At 69.6% G+C, this 16774-nt stretch carries 18 protein-coding genes; 13 read left to right on the forward strand and 5 right to left on the reverse strand.

The genetic code is table 11. The annotated features are described in order from the left end of the window. The first annotated feature begins 163 nt into the window (after positions 1 to 163). The 3 genes from AB0I04_RS38345 (at position 164) to AB0I04_RS38355 (ending at position 5036) form a co-directional block, all read left to right on the forward strand. Complete coding sequence (locus AB0I04_RS38345) at positions 164 to 1459, forward strand: sensor domain-containing protein (protein WP_360896365.1); 1296 nt, start codon at positions 164 to 166, stop codon at positions 1457 to 1459. 78 nt (positions 1460 to 1537) lie between these two features. Continuing rightward, positions 1538 to 2185: a response regulator transcription factor gene (locus AB0I04_RS38350; protein WP_360896368.1), complete on the forward strand. Its 648-nt coding sequence runs from the start codon at positions 1538 to 1540 to the stop codon at positions 2183 to 2185. A gap of 79 nt (positions 2186 to 2264) precedes the next feature. Continuing rightward, on the forward strand, positions 2265 to 5036 hold the full coding sequence (locus tag AB0I04_RS38355) for a DUF4429 domain-containing protein (RefSeq protein WP_360896371.1): 2772 nt from the start codon (positions 2265 to 2267) through the stop codon (positions 5034 to 5036). 9 nt (positions 5037 to 5045) lie between these two features. On the opposite strand, the gene AB0I04_RS38360 is transcribed toward AB0I04_RS38355, so the two are convergent. Next, positions 5046 to 5693 carry a response regulator transcription factor gene (locus AB0I04_RS38360; RefSeq protein ID WP_360896374.1) on the reverse strand — a complete coding sequence of 216 codons (648 nt, stop codon included), beginning with the start codon at positions 5691 to 5693 and terminating at the stop codon, positions 5046 to 5048. A 25-nt stretch (positions 5694 to 5718) separates the two neighbouring features. Then, entirely contained in the window at positions 5719 to 6981 is a 1263-nt protein-coding gene (locus AB0I04_RS38365; RefSeq protein WP_360896377.1) for a sensor histidine kinase, read from the reverse strand. A 227-nt stretch (positions 6982 to 7208) separates the two neighbouring features. Here AB0I04_RS38365 and AB0I04_RS38370 point away from each other — a divergent pair, with 227 nt between their 5' ends. The 5 genes from AB0I04_RS38370 (at position 7209) to AB0I04_RS38390 (ending at position 11599) form a co-directional block, all read left to right on the forward strand. After that, a complete protein-coding gene (locus tag AB0I04_RS38370) occupies positions 7209 to 8243 on the forward strand; it encodes an acyl-CoA desaturase (protein ID WP_360896380.1) in 1035 nt (344 codons plus the stop codon). A gap of 128 nt (positions 8244 to 8371) precedes the next feature. After that, complete coding sequence (rpmE, locus tag AB0I04_RS38375; RefSeq protein WP_360896383.1) at positions 8372 to 8599, forward strand: 50S ribosomal protein L31; 228 nt, start codon at positions 8372 to 8374, stop codon at positions 8597 to 8599. A gap of 87 nt (positions 8600 to 8686) precedes the next feature. After that, positions 8687 to 9742 (forward strand): peptide chain release factor 1, encoded by a 1056-nt coding sequence (prfA, locus tag AB0I04_RS38380; RefSeq protein WP_360896386.1) that lies wholly within the window; start codon positions 8687 to 8689, stop codon positions 9740 to 9742. After that, positions 9739 to 10602 (forward strand): peptide chain release factor N(5)-glutamine methyltransferase, encoded by an 864-nt coding sequence (gene prmC, locus AB0I04_RS38385; RefSeq protein ID WP_360896389.1) that lies wholly within the window; start codon positions 9739 to 9741, stop codon positions 10600 to 10602. The genes prfA and prmC overlap by 4 nt, the downstream gene beginning before the upstream one ends. A 61-nt stretch (positions 10603 to 10663) precedes the next feature. Next, entirely contained in the window at positions 10664 to 11599 is a 936-nt protein-coding gene (locus tag AB0I04_RS38390) for an L-threonylcarbamoyladenylate synthase (protein WP_360896392.1), read from the forward strand. A gap of 49 nt (positions 11600 to 11648) precedes the next feature. Here the strand turns inward: AB0I04_RS38390 and AB0I04_RS38395 are convergent, their stop codons facing one another. The 3 genes from AB0I04_RS38395 to AB0I04_RS38405 all read right to left on the reverse strand — a co-directional run bounded on the left by AB0I04_RS38395 (position 11649) and on the right by AB0I04_RS38405 (position 13402). Beyond that, positions 11649 to 12059 (reverse strand): hypothetical protein, encoded by a 411-nt coding sequence (locus AB0I04_RS38395; RefSeq protein WP_360896394.1) that lies wholly within the window; start codon positions 12057 to 12059, stop codon positions 11649 to 11651. A 135-nt stretch (positions 12060 to 12194) separates the two neighbouring features. Further along, positions 12195 to 12677, reverse strand: coding sequence for a hypothetical protein (locus AB0I04_RS38400; RefSeq protein ID WP_360896397.1), 483 nt, complete (start codon positions 12675 to 12677; stop codon positions 12195 to 12197). A 236-nt stretch (positions 12678 to 12913) separates the two neighbouring features. Continuing rightward, positions 12914 to 13402, reverse strand: coding sequence for a hypothetical protein (locus AB0I04_RS38405; RefSeq protein ID WP_360896400.1), 489 nt, complete (start codon positions 13400 to 13402; stop codon positions 12914 to 12916). A 210-nt stretch (positions 13403 to 13612) separates the two neighbouring features. Here AB0I04_RS38405 and AB0I04_RS38410 point away from each other — a divergent pair, with 210 nt between their 5' ends. The 5 genes from AB0I04_RS38410 (at position 13613) to atpE (ending at position 16761) form a co-directional block, all read left to right on the forward strand. Next, complete coding sequence (locus AB0I04_RS38410; protein WP_360896403.1) at positions 13613 to 14758, forward strand: MraY family glycosyltransferase; 1146 nt, start codon at positions 13613 to 13615, stop codon at positions 14756 to 14758. 171 nt (positions 14759 to 14929) lie between these two features. Further along, positions 14930 to 15295, forward strand: coding sequence for a hypothetical protein (locus AB0I04_RS38415; protein ID WP_360896406.1), 366 nt, complete (start codon positions 14930 to 14932; stop codon positions 15293 to 15295). Between the two features lie 60 nt (positions 15296 to 15355). Continuing rightward, positions 15356 to 15574 carry a hypothetical protein gene (locus tag AB0I04_RS38420; RefSeq protein ID WP_252778877.1) on the forward strand — a complete coding sequence of 73 codons (219 nt, stop codon included), beginning with the start codon at positions 15356 to 15358 and terminating at the stop codon, positions 15572 to 15574. Positions 15575 to 15656: 82 nt separating this feature from the next. After that, on the forward strand, positions 15657 to 16445 hold the full coding sequence (atpB, locus tag AB0I04_RS38425) for a F0F1 ATP synthase subunit A (RefSeq protein WP_360896410.1): 789 nt from the start codon (positions 15657 to 15659) through the stop codon (positions 16443 to 16445). A gap of 67 nt (positions 16446 to 16512) precedes the next feature. Beyond that, positions 16513 to 16761, forward strand: a complete 249-nt coding sequence (gene atpE / locus AB0I04_RS38430) for an ATP synthase F0 subunit C (protein WP_360896413.1) — start codon at positions 16513 to 16515, stop codon at positions 16759 to 16761. The last annotated feature ends 13 nt before the right edge of the window (positions 16762 to 16774 follow it).

Genomic DNA, 16774 nt, shown 5'->3' on the forward strand with positions numbered 1-16774 from the left:
CGGTCCGTGGTCGGGACATGGCCGCCTCCGCGTCCGCCGCCGGCGCGGGATCGGCCATGAGGTGGGGATAGCCCTACCCGCTGAAGACTGGGATGCTCCATGGCGGGACGCCCCGCCGTTCAGGAGGCTTGACCCGTAAGCGCATTCGGCAGGAGGGACCCCGGTGAACGGCACCGTCGACACGTCGTCGTCGCGGCGATTCGGCCCAGCGCGGGTCCTGACGGACTCGCTGACCTGGCGGTCGGCCGCCTACCTGCTCTTCCACGCCCCCCTGGGGCTGGCCTACTTCGTGGGCCTCGTCGTGCTGCTGTCGGTCTCGATCGGGACCACCGTGATCTGGGTGGGCTTCGTCGGTCTCGCCCTGACCATGATCCTCTGGCGCGGCGCGGCCATGCTGGAGCGGCGGCTCGCGTACCTGGCCTTCGGCGTGCGGATTCCGAGTCCGTACCGCGCGCTGCCGGAGGGCGGCCTGCTGCGCAAGTGGAAGGCGATGGCCGCCGACCCGGCGACCTGGAAGGACCTGGTCTACCTGTTCCTGGCCTTCCCGATCGGCCTGGCCGAGTTCATCATGTCCATGGTCCTGTGGACGCTCGCACTGTCGCTGATCACCATGCCCGCCTGGATCCTGGCGGACCACGGCGGGTACCCGTACATCACGTTCGGATCCCACGAGATCTGGCTGGACAACCCGATCACGACCCTCCCGGCGGTGCCGGTGGGGCTGACGGTCGCCCTCGTCGCGATGTACGCCGTCCGGGCCGTCGGCGCGGCGCACGGGGCCATCGCCCGATACCTCCTCGGACCGAACGAGACCCAGGCGCTGCGGGCCCGTACGGCGCAGCTGCAGGCCAGCCGGGCGCGCGGGGTGGACGCCGCCGAGGCCGAGCGCCGCCGGATCGAGCGGGACCTGCACGACGGCGCTCAGCAGCAGCTGCTGGCCGTCGCCATGGACCTCGGCCGCGCCCGCGCCAAGCTGGAGACCGACCCGGTGGCCGCTCAGGAACTGATCCAGCAGGCGCATGCGGGCGCCAAGGAGGCCATCGCCGAGCTGCGCAACCTCGCGCGCGGCATCTATCCGGCGATCCTCACCGACCGGGGGCTGGACGCCGCGATCTCCGCGGTCGCGGCCCGCGCCCAAGTCCCTGTCGAGGTGGAGATCGACCTGCCGACCAGGCCGCCGGCGGCCGTCGAGAGCATCGCGTACTTCATCGTCTCCGAGGCGCTCACCAACACGGCGAAGTACGCCCGTGCGACGCAGGCGTACGTGCGCATCACGCGCGACCAGAGTTGGGTCGTCGTCGAGGTCTCCGACAACGGCGTCGGCGGGGCGACCGCCGCGCCCGGCGGCGGGCTGGCCGGCCTTGCGGACCGCGCCGCCGGCATCGACGGGATCCTGACGGTGAACAGCCCCGCCGGGGGACCGACCGTGATCCGCGCGGACCTGCCCTGCGTCTGGTGACCGTGTGAGGCCGAGCGTCGTACCCGGCGGCTGAGCCGCCGGGGCCGACCCCGCTCGTTTTCCCGTACGCTGAACCCCGTGCGGGTGGTGATCGCGGAAGACGCGGTGATGCTGCGCGAGGGGCTGATCCGCCTGCTCGCCGATGAGGACATCGAGACGGTCGCGACGGCCGGCGACGGCCCAGGGCTGGTCGGGATCGTCGAGGAGCACCGTCCCGACCTCGCCATCGTCGACGTCCGGATGCCACCGTCGTTCACCGACGAGGGCCTGCGGGCCGCGCTCGAGGCGCGGAAGCGGGTGCCGGGCACGCCGATCCTGGTCTTCTCGCAGTACGTCGAGGAGCGCTACGCGACGGACCTCATCGGCGACGGCGCGGAGGGCGTCGGCTATCTCCTGAAGGAGCGGGTCGCCGACCTGGCGGAGTTCCTCGACGCCGTACGCCGGGTCGCGGACGGCGGCACGGTCATCGATGCCGAGGTCATCGCGCAATTGCTGGGGCGGCGGCGCCGGGGCGACCGTCTGGAGTCGCTGACGCCGCGCGAGCGGGAGGTGCTCGGCCTGATGGCGGAGGGCCTGTCGAACGCCGCGGTGGCCCGGCGGCTCTACGTCACCGACGGCGCGGTCGAGAAGCACATCTCCAACATCTTCCTCAAGCTCGACCTGCAGCACACCGACACCACCCACCGCCGCGTGAAGGCCGTGCTCGCCTACCTCGGGGAGAGCTGATCCGGACGGCCGGTGCGATTGCACGCCGAACATGCGGGCGCTGCGGTGAAATGTCGCGGATGTTGCTAATGTCCGCAATGTGACTACGGGGTTGCGGGGGATCGACGCCGAGTTGGTGTTCGATGGGCGGCAGTGCCGCATGAACTATTCACCTTCCTCGAACGGCTGGCTGCGCCGTCGGCTGGGGTGGCTCGCCTTTCCGGTGACCGCGCTGGCCGGTGTCCAGCTGATGCCTCCGGGCCGGCGGCGGGAGGGACGGCTGACGCTCCTTCTGCGTGAGGGCGCCGACCCGTTCTACGCGGTGGCCGGAGCGATGATCTCGGCCGACGACCACCCCTTTTTCGTCGAGTTCCCGCCGGAGCACGAGGCGGACGCACGACGGCTCGCGGAGGCGTTGCACGCGGCCGTCCTGTCCACGGGCGTGGCCCAGGCCGCCGCGAGCGAGTTCATGGTCGAGGCACGCTGGCCGACGGCGGTCGAGACCCACGACGGCAACGGTCACTTCGACGGCCAGAACGTCCGTCTGGCCTGGAAGGCGGGCGCCGAGGGCCGGACCATACCGCTGGCGGCCCTCGACGCGGTCACCTTGGTGCCAGGCCGGGGCAGGGGAGGCGACCTCCTCTGGTTCCGCGCCGTCGGCGAGCAGTACGACGTCGTTCCCGACCGTGAGCGCTGCCTGTCCTTCGCGTCCGAGCGCGCCGACGCGCTCCTGTTCGCCGCGGGCGTCGCGACCACGCTGCGCAGCCGGCGCCTGGAGATGACCGCCCCGCCGGCCGAGGGCGGCCTCCCGCACGGGCTGTCCGGTCCAGGACGGCCCGGTGGCGCCGGCGTCGTCCTGCACGGGTTGCACGGACGGGCCGAGTTCGACGGCGCGGGCGTGCTCGTGACCAGCCAGGGCATGAGCCGCAAGATCCCGCTGTCCGCCATCGACCAGGTCGAACTCGTCGAGGCGAACGGCGGTGTCGGCTACGTACGCGTCCGGCTCGCCGGGGCGGCCGGCCCGTCCGCCCCCGACCCCGCCCTGGACGTCGACGCGGTGCTGCACAACAACGACCCGGCGGCGCTGGAGTTCACTCTGCAAGTGACCCGGGCGCTGCAGGGCGTGACCCGCGCCCCCGACCCCGAACTGCTGCACAGCGCCGGCCTGCGCCCGGACGTCGGCGAGGCGCTGGCCCGGGCAAGTGCGCGCGTCCGCGCCATGGTGCGCGAGCTGGCGGCGCTGTCGGCGGCCCTGGAACCCGGCGAGACGGTGCGGGAGATCGAGCTGGCCGTCGGCCGGCGCGTCCTCGTCTTCTTCCTCACCGACCGGCACCTGCTCAGCTTCGGCCCCGACGACGACCTCGGCGGCCACACGGCGGTCCCGTTGCATGAGTTCGCCGACGTCCGCGCGACCTGGAACGAGACGCACGAGGGGAACCTGGTGTGGATCGCCGCCGAGGACGGCGACGAGCTGCCCTTCCACGGCATTTACCACCCGGTCCGCTTCCAGCAGACCTTCCGTGCCCTCCGATTCGGCGCGTACGGACCACAGGAGCCCGCCGCGCCGGCACCCGCCTCCGCCGCGCCGGCACCCGCCCACGCCGCGGCGCCCCGGTCAGCGCCCCCCGTGGCTCCCGCGGCGCCCCCGCAGGGTCCGGCTCACCGGCCCGACGTCGAGGCCGCCCTGAGCCGGACGAGGAGCGACGTCGGCTCGTTCCAGCGCGAGCTGGCCGCGCTGCTCGGCGTTCTCGAGGCGGGCGAGCCCGTCAAGGAGGTGGAGCCCGGGCGGTGGAGCGGCAAACAGGGGCTGCTGGCGCTCACCGACCGGCGCGTCGTCTTCGCCGATCAGGAAGGCGGCCTGAGCGCGCTCGCCTTCACCGACATCGACTACGTCAGCTGCGACACCGACTATGACGGAGGGCCGGGCAAGCTGATCGTCGAGGACAACGACTACGACACCATCGAGTTCACCTGGCTGCGCGAGCCCGAACGGTTCAGGCAGGCCATCGACGCGATGCGGGAGTGCCCGCCGGAGCGGATTCCGGCTCCCGCCGGTGTTCCGCCGGACGACGTCCTGCGGCGGCCGGACGTCGCCGCGGCGCTGTCCCGTTCGCGGGCCGGTGGCCGGGCGGACGCGCACCAGTTCCGCCTGCTCGGCGCCGCGCTCGGGCACGGCGACCAGGTGCACGAGCTGGAGGCGGCGCTGTTCGCCGGGGAGAGCGGCCTGCTCGCGCTGACCCGACGTGCGGTGGTGTTCGCCGGTCCCGGCGGGCTGCGGCGCGTTCCTCTCGCCCAGGTCGCAGGTGTGGACCACTACGCGTGGGACCGCCGGGGCAACGAGGACCTCCACCTGGAACTGGGACACGACCGGGCGGACCTGGTCTTCCGGCTGGAAGGCGGCGAGCGGTTCGAGGCGGCGATCGGCGGCATCCTCTCCGGCTCGCCCGTACGGCAGGCGTCGGCCGGTCCGGCAGACCCGTACGGATCCGACGCGCTCTCCGACGTGACCGACCGGCTCCGTCGCCTCGTCGACGTCGCCGGCCGGATCACCCAGCTCATCAACGCCCACAAGAGCGGCCTGCTGACCGAGGCGGAGCTGAACGCCAAGTGCGCGGGGCTGCTGGACGAGGGCGAGCGCCTTGAGGCGGAGATCGACGTGTTCCTCGCCGGAACGCCGGTGCCGTCGACCGCGCCCGGCCCGTCGGGAGGCTCCTGGCCGCGAACCGCGCCCAGCGCCGCCGAGGTGAAGGCATGGGTGCACCGCATCGGCGACCTGGCCGGGAGGCTGGGCGAGCTCGTCGGGCTCCGCGCGGAGGGACTGCTCACCGTCGAGGAGTTCAGGGCCAAGTGCGCGGAGCTGCGGCGCCGCTGAGCCGGTCGCTCAGGAGTCGCCCAGGAAGGCCAGCACGGCGAGGACGCGCCGGTTGTCATCGTCGGAGGGCACCAGGTCCAGCTTGGCGAAGATGTTCGACGTGTGCTTGGCGACGGCCCGCTCGGTGACGACGAGGCGCTGGGCGATCGCCGCGTTGGACCGGCCCTCGGCCATCAGTTCCAGCACCTCGCGCTCGCGGGGCGTCAGCCCGCCGAGCGGCTGGTTCCGTGAGTTGCGGGCCAGCAGCTGGGAGATCACCTGCGGATCCATCGCGGTGCCCCCCGCCGCCACCCGGCGTACGGCGTCGACGAACTGGTCGGCGTCGAACACCCGGTCCTTGAGCAGGTAGCCGACGCCGCCGCTGCCGTCGGCGAGGAGCTCCCGCGCGTACAGCTGCTCGACGTGCTGGGACAGGACGAGCACGGGCAGGCCCGGAACCTTCTGCCGGGCGTACAGCGCCGCCTGCAGTCCCTCGTCGGTGAAGGACGGCGGCAGGCGTACGTCCACGACGGCCACGTCGGGCTTGATCGACACCAGTGCCCGGGTCAGCTCCGGGCCGTTGTCGACGGCCGCGGCGATCTCGAAGCCGTACGCCTCGAGCAGCCGGATCAGGCCGTCGCGCAGGAGGAACAGATCCTCCGCGATGACGACCCGCATCACATTCCCTCTCGGCGGATCAACGTCAGGGGGAGGACAGGACGCACGGCAACTCCATCGTGACCATCGTCGGGCCGCCCACGGGACTGTTCAGGGCGAGGACACCGTCGAATGTACCGAGCCGCCGCTCGATTCCGCGCAGTCCCGTGCCGCCGGACAGGTCCGCGCCGCCCTGGCCGTCATCGGTGATCACTATCCGCAGCCGGTCGTCCTCGTGCCGCATGTCGATCCAGACGCGCTGGGCGCCGGAGTGCTTGGCGGCGTTGGTGAGCACCTCGGAGACGGCGAAGTACGCGGCGGACTCCATCGGCGCCTCGAGCCGGCCCGGGAGCTCCACCGTGACCTCGGTATGCAGCGGGCTCGCCATGGCCAGCGCGCGCACGGCGTCGCCGAGACCGCGCTCGGCCAGGACCGGGGGATGGATGCCGCGCACCAGGTCCCGCAGCTCGGTGAGGGCCTTGGAGGACGACTCGCGCGCCTCCGCCAGCAACCTGCGGGCCTTCTCCGGGTCGCGCTCCATCAGGTGCTCGATGGCGCCCAGGCTCATGCCCATGGCGACCAGCCGCGCCTGCGCGCCGTCGTGCAGATCACGCTCGATCCGCCGCAGCTCGGCCGCCTGCGTGTCGAGGGCGTCGGAGCGGGACTCGGTCAGGTGCGCCACCCGAAGCTCCAGCTCCCGCTGCCGTGTCGGCGCGAGCAGCCCGCGCGCCAGCACGGAATGCCCTTTCATGATCGGCAGGGCGAGCAGGAGTCCGAGCACGGAGTACGCGACGCCGAGCAGGGCCGCCTTGTTCGCGGTGTGCTGGTCCACGACGTGGACGAAGGTGTACCAGTCGCCGCCGCCACTGTTGAAAATCGGCTTCCAGACGCCGGCCGCGAGCACCCAGCCGTACGGGCCGTACATCGGGAGGGCGAAGGTGAAGATCCCCATCGTGAAGCCCGCGGTCGCGTCCACGATCAGCCACAGCACGTCCCGCCAGGTCGCCGGGTCGGACACGATCCAGCGGTACCGCTGCACGACGCCGACCGGCCCGCGGCGGAAGCGCGGCTTGGGCTTGTACGGCGACTTGATCTCCACGCCGAACCACTCGTACGCCAGCCGCCGCCGCAGGTTCGCGTAACCCCGTACGACGGCGGTCACCACCGGAACCAGGAAGATCCCGAGGCCGGGGATCGACAGCGCGAACGACACGACGAAAAACACGAACAACACCAGCGAGCCGAGCATCGCGAGCAACGCCAGCGCGAACCCCCGTACGACCGCGAGCACGGCGGCACCGATCTTCATGTTCCCTCCCGATCAAACCTCATCATTCACGGTCGAGCGTGCCGGGAGGAGGCGTTCCGGTCACTGGGCCTGCGGACCGGCCGATGGTGGTGCCAGCACCACTCTTTACCGGGGGCATACCTCCGGCCTCATAGGGTGCTCACCGGCTGGGAGCGGCGTTGGTGGGTTCATAGCGTGTCGTGACAGTCAGTACTGTACGAACCCCACGAACGCGAGGAGACTCCCGCATGCCCAAGACCGCCACCATGCCCAGGGGCGACTTCGCGCCGTTGATCCAGGAGGTGCGCGCCGCCGGTCTGCTGGACCGGCGCACCCTGCGCTACACCGTCACGGTAGGGCTCGACCTGCTGCTGTACGGCGCGGCGTTCGCCCTGGTCGTTTTCGTCGGCGACTCATGGTGGCAACTCGCCCTGGCCGTGCCCGCCGCGATCCTCACCACCCGCCTGTACTTCGTCGGGCACGACGCCGGTCACGGGCAGATCGCCGGAACCCGCCGCGTGAACAAGCTCATGGGCTTGCTGATCGGCAACCTCGGCCTCGGTCTCGGCTACGGCTGGTGGACCGACAAGCACAACCGGCACCACGCCAACCCCAACCACGTCGACAAGGACCCCGACGTCGGCGTCGGCGTGCTCGTCTGGACCGCCGAGCAGGCCGCGGACCGGCGCGGCGCCTTCATCCGATGGCTCACCCGCAACCAGGGACGGATGTTCTTCCCGCTGCTGCTCCTCGAAGGGTTCAACCTCAAGGTCTCCAGCGTCCAGTCCGTCATCGCGGCGGCGCGTGGCCGGTGCGGGGCACGGCAGCGTCGGATGGCGCTCCTCGAGATGGTGCTGCTGGCCCTGCACTTCGCCGCCTATCTCGGCCTCGTGTTCAGCGTGATGTCGCCGGGCAAGGCGGTCGCGTTCATCTTCGTCCACCAGGCGGTGCTCGGCGTCCACCTCGGCTGCTCGTTCGCCCCGAACCACAAGGGCATGCCGATGCCCGGCCCGGACGAGTGCTGGGACCACCTCCGCAAGCAGGTCCTCACCTCCCGGAACGTCCGCGGCGGCCTCCTCACCGACTGGTTCCTGGGCGGGCTGAACTACCAGATCGAACACCACCTGTTCCCCAGCATGCCGCGCCCGAACCTGCGCACCGCGCAGCCCCTCGTACGCGAGCACTGCGCGCGCCTCGGCCTCCCGTACGCCGAAGAGGGCCTGATCGAGTCGTACGCCCACGCGCTCGGCCACCTACAGGACGTCGGCGCGCCCCTGCGCTAGGGGCCGGGAATGCCCGGTGGCCTCGGTATGTTGTCGTCTCTGGCACACTGGTACGCGCTGTGGTACCGGTTCACATCCCCGAATTCCCTCTGGGATGACCCGGCGACCGCCTGAAGCGAGGAGAAGTAGTGAAGCCTGAGATCCACCCCGAATACGTCGTCACGACCGTGACGTGCACGTGCGGGAACACCTTCCAGACCCGTAGCACCGCGCAGAACGGCGTGATCCACGCCGACGTGTGCTCGAGCTGCCACCCGTTCTACACGGGCAAGCAGAAGATCCTCGACACCGGTGGTCGCGTGGCGCGCTTCGAGAAGCGCTTCGGCAAGAAGGCCGCGGGCGGCAACAAGAAGTAGGCCAGACCGCTGCGTCGGCCGGAGACGCATACTTCCGGCCGGCGTTACGGCTGTCTGCGATCGACTACGCCAAACCGAGGACCTGACGTGAATCTCGACGATCTGATCGGCGAATACGCCGACATCGAAAAGCGCCTCGCCGACCCGTCGGTGCACGCCGACCAGGCCGCGGCCCGCCGTTTGGGCAAGCGGTACGCCGAGCTGCGCCCGATCGTCGAGACCGGCCGCGACCTGCGGGCCGCCCAGGACGACGCGGCCGCCGCTCGCGAACTGGCCGCCGAGGACCCCGTCTTCGAGCAGGAGGCGGCCGACCTGGACAAGCGCATCGCCGAGCTCGAGGAGACGCTGCGGCGGCTGCTCGTGCCGCGGGACCCCAACGACGACAAGGACATCATCCTCGAGATCAAGGCCGGCGAGGGCGGCGAGGAGTCCGCGCTGTTCGCCGGCGATCTGCTGCGGATGTACCTCCGCTACGCCGAGCGCGCCGGCTGGAAGACCGAGATCATCGACGCCCAGCACTCCGACCTCGGCGGTTACAAGGACGTCACCGTGGCGGTGAAGTCCCGCGGGTCCGAGGACGGCGTCTGGGCGCGCCTGAAGTACGAGGGCGGCGTGCACCGCGTCCAGCGCGTCCCCGCCACCGAGTCGCAGGGCCGCATCCACACCAGCGCCGCGGGCGTGTTCGTCATGCCCGAGGCCGAGGACATCGACGTCCAGATCGACCCGAACGACCTGCGCATCGACGTGTTCCGCTCCAGCGGCCCCGGCGGCCAGAGCGTCAACACCACCGACTCGGCCGTCCGGATCACCCATCTGCCCACCGGCGTCGTCGTCTCCTGCCAGAACGAGAAGAGCCAGCTCCAGAACAAGGAGCAGGCGATGCGGATCCTGCGCGCGCGGATGCTCGCCGTGGCCCAGGAGGAGGCCGAGGCCGCCGCGTCGGCCGAGCGCAAGAGCCAGGTGCGCACGGTTGACCGTTCCGAGCGGGTTCGGACCTACAACTTTCCGGAGAATCGCATCTCCGACCACCGCGTGGGCTACAAGGCATATAACCTCGACCAGGTACTCGACGGGGACCTGCACAACGTCACTCAGGCCCTCGTCGACGCCGACATGGAGCAAAGACTCGCCGAAGCCACATGACCCACCTGCTGTCCGACGAGATCGCCCGCGCGACGGCACGCCTGGCCGCCGCCGGAGTTCCGTCCCCGCGTGCCGACGCCGAGGAGCTGGCGGCCTTCGTGCACGGCGTCAAGCGCGCCGAGCTGCACACCGTGCCGGATGCCGCCTTCGACGCGCGGTTCTGGGAGGGCATCGCGCGGCGTGAGGCGGGCGAGCCCCTCCAGCACATCACCGGCCGGGCGTTCTTCCGCTACCTCGAGCTGAAGGTCGGACCGGGCGTGTTCGTCCCCCGCCCGGAGACCGAGGTCATGGCGGGCTGGGCCATCGACACGCTCCACAAGATGGACGTCGGCGACCCCCTCGTCGTCGACCTTGGCACCGGCTCGGCCGCGATCGCCCTGTCCATCGCCCAGGAGGTCCCCCGCGCCCGCGTCCACGCGGTCGAGAAGGACCCGAAGGCCTACGTCCATGCCGCCCGCAACGTCGAGGACCTCGACGAGCGGGGCCGCGTCCAGCTGCACCTCGGCGACTTCGGCGACGCGCTGCACGAGCTCGACGGCAAGGTCGACCTGGTCGTGAGCAACCCGCCGTACATCCCCATGTCAGAGTGGGAGTACGTCCCCGAGGACGTCCGCGACTTCGATCCGGCGGCGGCCCTGTGGGGCGGGGGAGACGACGGCCTCGACGCCATGCGCGTGGTCGAGCACACCGCCCGGCGGCTGCTGCGCGCGGGCGGCTGGTGCGCGGTCGAGCACAGCGACCTCCAGGGCCACCCCGTCTACTGGATCTTCGCCGAGGAGCTCGGCTGGCGCGACGTCCGCAACCACAAGGACCTCACCGGCCGCGACCGCTTCGTCACCGCCCGCCTCGGCACGGACTGAGCAGCCGGTCACTGGACGATCCTGGTCCGGGCGCGGGTGCGGCGGTGGAAGAATGGCGGGCGTGAGCCGACGATACGACTGCTCGGACCCGCTGGAGCGGACGAAGGGGATCGCGGACGCCGTCTCGGTGGTCCGCAGAGGTGAGCTGGTGGTGCTGCCCACCGACACGGTGTACGGCATCGGCGCCGACGCGTTCACGCCCTCGGCGGTGACCGGCCTGCTCGACGCCAAGGGCCGTGGCCGCGACATGCCCGCCCCCGTCCTGGTCGGATCGGTGCGCGCCGCGCAGGCCCTGGTCGACGACCTCGGCACGTACGGCCAGGACCTGATCGACGAGTTCTGGCCCGGCGCGCTGACGATCGTGTGCCGCGCCAACACCACCCTCGCGTGGGACCTCGGCGAGACCAAGGGCACCGTCGCGATCCGGATGCCGCTGCACCAGCTCACCTTGGAGCTGCTGAAGGAGACCGGCCCGATGGCCGTCAGCAGCGCCAACCGGTCCGGCGCCGCCCCGGCCCGCACGGCGGAGGAGGCGGAGACCCAGCTGGGCGACTCGGTCGCGGTCTACCTGGACGGCGGCCCGAGCGGCGACGCGATGCCCTCGTCGATCGTCGACCTGACGGGCGCGGTGCCGCGCCTGCTGCGCGCGGGCGCCATCTCCGAGGAGCGCCTCCGCGAGGTCTGCGGCGTCCTGCTGAGCGACGAGGACGAACCGGCCCCGGAGCCGGCCGACGCCGCGGCCCCCGAGACCGCCGAGAAGAGCGCTGAGGAGGCGCAGGAGGCGCGTTCCGCCAGTACGGAGGCCGAACCGCAGGCGGCCGAATCACCGGGTCGTACGGCCGCCGAGAAGGACACACCGCCGACCGGCGATGACTCCGCGAAGGCCGCTGAGGGCTCGCAGAACGGGCGTTCGCCGATGACCGATGCGGACGCGAAGACTCCTGCTTCCTCGGAGCGTACGGACGCCGACAAGGACACTCCGCCCACCGACCGCTGACGTCCGCCCACCGTCCACGGAGTCATGGAGTCGTCGGGGCGGAAGGGGATCAGTAGTGCTGGCGCCAGCCGGCGCACTTCTTGATCCTGAACTTGCCCTTGCTCCAGGTGCCCCGACACTCCTGGATGTACAGGTGCTTGAGGCGGGTGGACGTCAGCGTCTGCCACTTGTCCTGGAGGCGGTCGCCCTGGAGTGCGACGACCCGCACGTCGTCCTTCTGCTTCTTGGTGCCGGTGAAGGTGAAGCGGAGGGCGGCGCTGTAGCCGTCCTTCTTCGTGTCCTTGAGGTCGAAGTTCAGCGTGACCTTCGTCGCCTCGGTGTTGTAGAAGCCGAAGGCGTCGACGCCGGACAGTCCCACCGTCCGCCAGAACCCGACTGCCGCATCCGCCGGTTTCACGGTCAGCGAGAACGCCGTGATGACGATGCCGGCTGCCAAGGTTGCCGTCGCGATTCGCCGCATTGATCCCTCCAGGATCGCTTTCGCGGTACGGGCGACGATCTTAGCATTCCACCCATTCCGTCCGTTATGGACAAATGGGATGGAAGCAAAACGAGGGCCCCGCCGATCGCGGGGCCCTCGCTCATGCGGTCACGCTCAGAACTTGTGGTACCACGCGCCGGTGTAGTGCACGCTCTTCGTGGCGGTCTTCGTCGCGTCGCACTTGGCGATCCACAGGTGGTAGACGGCGAAGTTGCTCGTGAACTTTCCGAAGGTCCCCGTCGAGTGGTGTACGGGGTTACGGATCGTCTGGATGACGCTCCGGCCGTGCGAGTCGAACGCCCTGAATCGGACACAGGCGTAGTACTTGCCCGACCGGTTGTCGGTGACCTGGCCCCAGAAGCTCAGCCGCCGGCTCTTCGACAGGCTGTAGTAGCCCTTGCCGGAGACGCCTGCGGGCTTCGTGTAGTGGGTCTTCCACCCGTGCGTGGCTGTGGCGGACACGGCCGACGCGCCGACGCCGGTGTCGCTGATGCCACCGAAGCCGTTGGTGGCGGCGCTGGCGGGCGAGATGGTGAGAGTAACGGCCGCAGCCGCTGCGACGGCCCCCGTTGCGACAAGAGTCGCGATACGACGCATTGATCCTCCGTGATCGATACGGGATGAACGATCAAGGACCGTATCAGTTCTTAGAAGATCATCTTTAACTTTTATATGTCGGCTTATTGGCCGCAAAAGGACGGAACCGTGGAGGGCTCACAGGACTCTAAGAGCGGAGCGCAGAAGTCCGTCGACTCGGGGCGGGGGTCGGCGTATACCTGAAAGCGGAAGGGCCCGCCGCGCCGCGAGGCCCTTCCGCTAAGACGGGTTTTGGGTCAGAAGAGCGTTTTGAACTTCTTGCCGAGCTTGGACGGCTTGAAGTAGGTGGACGACATCGGCGTTCCGACCGCCTCGCGCACCTTCACGCTGGTGGCGGTGAAGGTCAGCGTGCCCGCACCGGCGTTCTGGCCCGGGTCGAGGAACAGGAAGTACTCGGGCTGACCCGGAATCTTGATCCCGAGGGCGGGCTTCAGCTTGTCCTTCGGCCTGGTGTCCCTGAGCTTGATGTAGAGGGTGACCTTCTTCTTGCCCTTCGACGTGAAGCGCGCCCAGGTGCCCTGGGCGGTTGCGCCCGCGACACCGGACGAGCCGCTGGTCTTCCACTTGTGGTGCTTCAGGGCCTCGATCGTGACGAGCGGCCGAGCGCCTCGAAGGGGACGGTCACCGCTCGCCGGTGTCGCGGCGGTGGCCGGTGCTGCCAGGAGGGCGATGGCCGCGGTGGCCGCGGCGGCCCCGGCGGCGAGATGAGTCGCGATGCGACGCACTGATCCTCCGTGTTGGGTACGGGGGTTGACGATCATGGACCGTAGCAGTCCTGGAAGGGCGGCCTTGTCCCCTTCGGGCGTAGGTGAACACTGGGCGACACGTGGGTCCGGTCGGCGCCGCGAGAGGGCGAGTGACTCTCGCCGCTCCCTGATCCGCAATAGAGTTGTGTCCCGCACGGCAGGCTCGGCGACGGTGAAGGGAGGTGGGCGGTGCGGGAGTACATCCTCACGTTCTTGACGGCGTCGATCGTCACCTACCTCCTCGTCCCCCTGGTGCGGAAGTTCGCGATCGCCTTCAAGGCGATGACGCCGGTGCGTGACCGGGACGTGCACGCCATCCCCACGCCGCGGATGGGCGGCCTCTCGATGTTCTTCGGGCTGTGCGCGGCCATGTTGATGGCCTCGCGCCTGCCCCATCTCCACAAGGTGTTCACCGAGAACTCCACGTGGATCGGCCTGCTGTCGGCCGGCGGGCTGCTGGTCGTCGTGGGCATGGCCGACGACCGGTGGGAGATCGACGCGCTGACCAAGATGGCCGGTCAGGTCGCGGCGGCCGGGCTGCTCATCATGAACGGTGTCCAGCTGCTGTGGATCCCGCTGCCCGGCAAGACGCTCGCGCTGCCGCCGTCGTACGGCGTGCCGCTGACGATCCTCATCGTGGTCGCGACCATCAACGCCGTGAACTTCATCGACGGGCTCGACGGTCTGGCCGCCGGCATCGTGGGCGTCTCGGCGATGGCCTTCTTCGTGTACGCCTACCTGGTCACGGTCGTGGCGCACCTGGATCACCAGAGCGCACCGGCGCTGATCGCGGCGGTCCTCACCGGGATGTGCGTCGGGTTCCTCCCGCACAACTTCAGCCCGGCACGGATCTTCATGGGCGACACCGGGTCCATGCTGATCGGGCTGCTGCTGGCCACGTCGATGATCACCGTGTCCGGGTTCGACCCGGCGGCGCTGAAGGGGTCGATCAACCGGTTCCCGACGATTCTGCCGTTGCTGCCGGTCGCGATCCTGGTGGTGCCGTACGCCGACATGCTCATGGCGGTGGTCCGCCGGACGTACGGCGGGCGGTCGCCGTTCGCGCCGGACAAGAAGCACCTGCACCACCGGCTGCTCAACCTCGGTCACTCGCACCGGGGCGCCGCGCTGGTGATGTACCTCTGGACGGCGCTGTTCTCCTTCGGGGTGGTCGCGCTGTCCGCGGCCAAGTCACCGCTGGTCGTGCTGGCCGCCGCGAGTGTCGTGGCGATCGCGGCGCTCGTGGTGATGGCGTTCCCGCAACTGCGGCCGCACGGGAGGCGGCATCGTACGACGCAGACCCCCTCGGACAAGCGTCCTCGACAGGCCGCCTGACCTGCGGACTTTACCGTTACTTGGCAGGTAATTCCAACCTGTGAGAAGCTTGTGATAGCTTTCACGAACGGGCAACCGAACACCCACCGTGAACACCTTGGAGCACTCATGCACTCCAACGACGCCCGGATCCTCCGTGGCGCCGCGATCCCGACTGGCATCGTCGGGTTGGTGGCCATCCTCGCCGGCCTGGCGCTCGCCGGGGCGAAGGGAGCCCTCGGCTCCGCGATCGGTGTCGCGGTTGTTCTCGTATTCTTCACCCTCGGGGTGCTTGTCGTCAGCTATGTCACGAAAATTTCCCAGCAGCTGATGATGATGGCGGGCCTGATCAGCTTCCTGATCAAGTTCATCGCCGTGTTCGCCCTGATCGCGGCGTTCAAGGGCGTGACCGCCTGGAACGCGCACGCCTTCGGCTGGACCGTCCTCGCCCTCACGCTCGTCTGGCTCGCCGCCGAGACGAACGCCACGATCAACGCGAAGACGCCCTATACGGAAACCGCCCCCCGGTCGCGCGACCAGGAGAAGTCGGGCGGATGATGACAATGGACTACTCCAATATGACTATGCGGGAGGTGGCCTGCTATCGTCCGAGACGCGATGACCGGGAATGGGCGTCAGCCCAGCGAAGCGGAGAACCGCAAGTTCGCCAACGACGTGTCGGCCGCACCTGCCACCATCGTGGCTGGGATGCTGGTCTATGGCGGAGCGGGCTGGTTGCTCGCTCGCTGGCTGCACCTGTCAGCGTTGTTCCCCATCGGGCTGGTGTTCGGTCTGGTCTTCGCTGGCTACCTGGTCTACGCCCGCTACGGACGCTGAGTGCGTCCGGCGGAGCCGTAGCCCACCGAGACGACAGCAAGGTTGCCGCCTTGATGAGCTACGACTGCGAAAGGAACGCCGGGTGAGTGCGCCGCACGTCCTCGCCAAGGACTTCGAAGCCCCTGGGCTCTGGCTCTTCCAGTGGAAGCCCCTCTTCCACATCGGTTCGGTCGCCGTCGCGAAGCCGATGGTGCTCAGCCTCCTCGTGATGGTGGTCGTCGTCGCCTTCTTCTGGGCGGCGTTCGCCAAGCCGAAGCTCGTCCCGCGCGGCGTGCAGAACCTCGGCGAGGTGGCGTACATCTTCGTCCGCGACGAGATGGGCCGGCCGTTCCTCGGTAAGGACGCCGAGAAGTGGATGCGCCTGCTGGTGCCCCTTTTCTTCTTCGTCTGGATCGGCAACCTGATGTCGGTCATCCCGTTCGCCCAGTTCCCGGTGAACTCTCGGATCGCGTTTCCGATGGTCCTCGCCGTGCTGATCTACCTGACCTTCTGGGTCGTCGGCGTCAAGAACCAGGGCTTCTTCGGCCTGCTGAAGAACTCCACGATGCCGCCGGATCTGCCCGCGGCGCTGTACCTCATCGTCATCCCGATCGAGTTCGTGTCGGTCTTCCTCATCCGTCCCTTCACCCACGCGGTCCGGCTCTTCGCGAACATGTTCGCCGGTCACATCCTGATCGCGCTGTTCGCGACCGTCGGCTTCCACTTCCTGTGGGAGAAGGTCACCCCCGCCGGCTTCGGGGTCGGCGTGCTCGGCGTGGTCCTGACGATCGTCATGACCGCCTTCGAGCTGTTCATCCAGGCGGTGCAGGCCTACGTCTTCACGCTGCTGGCCGCGTTCTACATCAGCGCCGGCCTGCACGCCGACCACTGAGACTGAACCCCACTACCCCAGGACATGACCGGCGGGCGTACCGCCGGCCGAGTGAAAAGGAAAAGGAATGTCGCAGATCCTCGCCGCCGCCGCTGACCAGGTCAACATCAACCCGGGCCTCAAGAGCATCGGGTACGGCCTGTCGGCCATCGGCCCGGGCATCGGCGTCGGCATCGTCTTCGGTCAGGGCGTCAACGCGATCGCCCGCCAGCCGGAGCTGACCGGCGTGATCCGGACCAACATGCTGCTGGGCTTCGCGTTCTCCGAGGCGCTCGCCCTCATCGGTCTGGTCGCGCCCTTCATTTACACCTCCTGAGCCAGGCTCACTG

Source organism: Actinoallomurus sp. NPDC050550, from assembly GCF_040655075.1.
Lineage (GTDB): Bacteria > Actinomycetota > Actinomycetes > Streptosporangiales > Streptosporangiaceae > Actinoallomurus.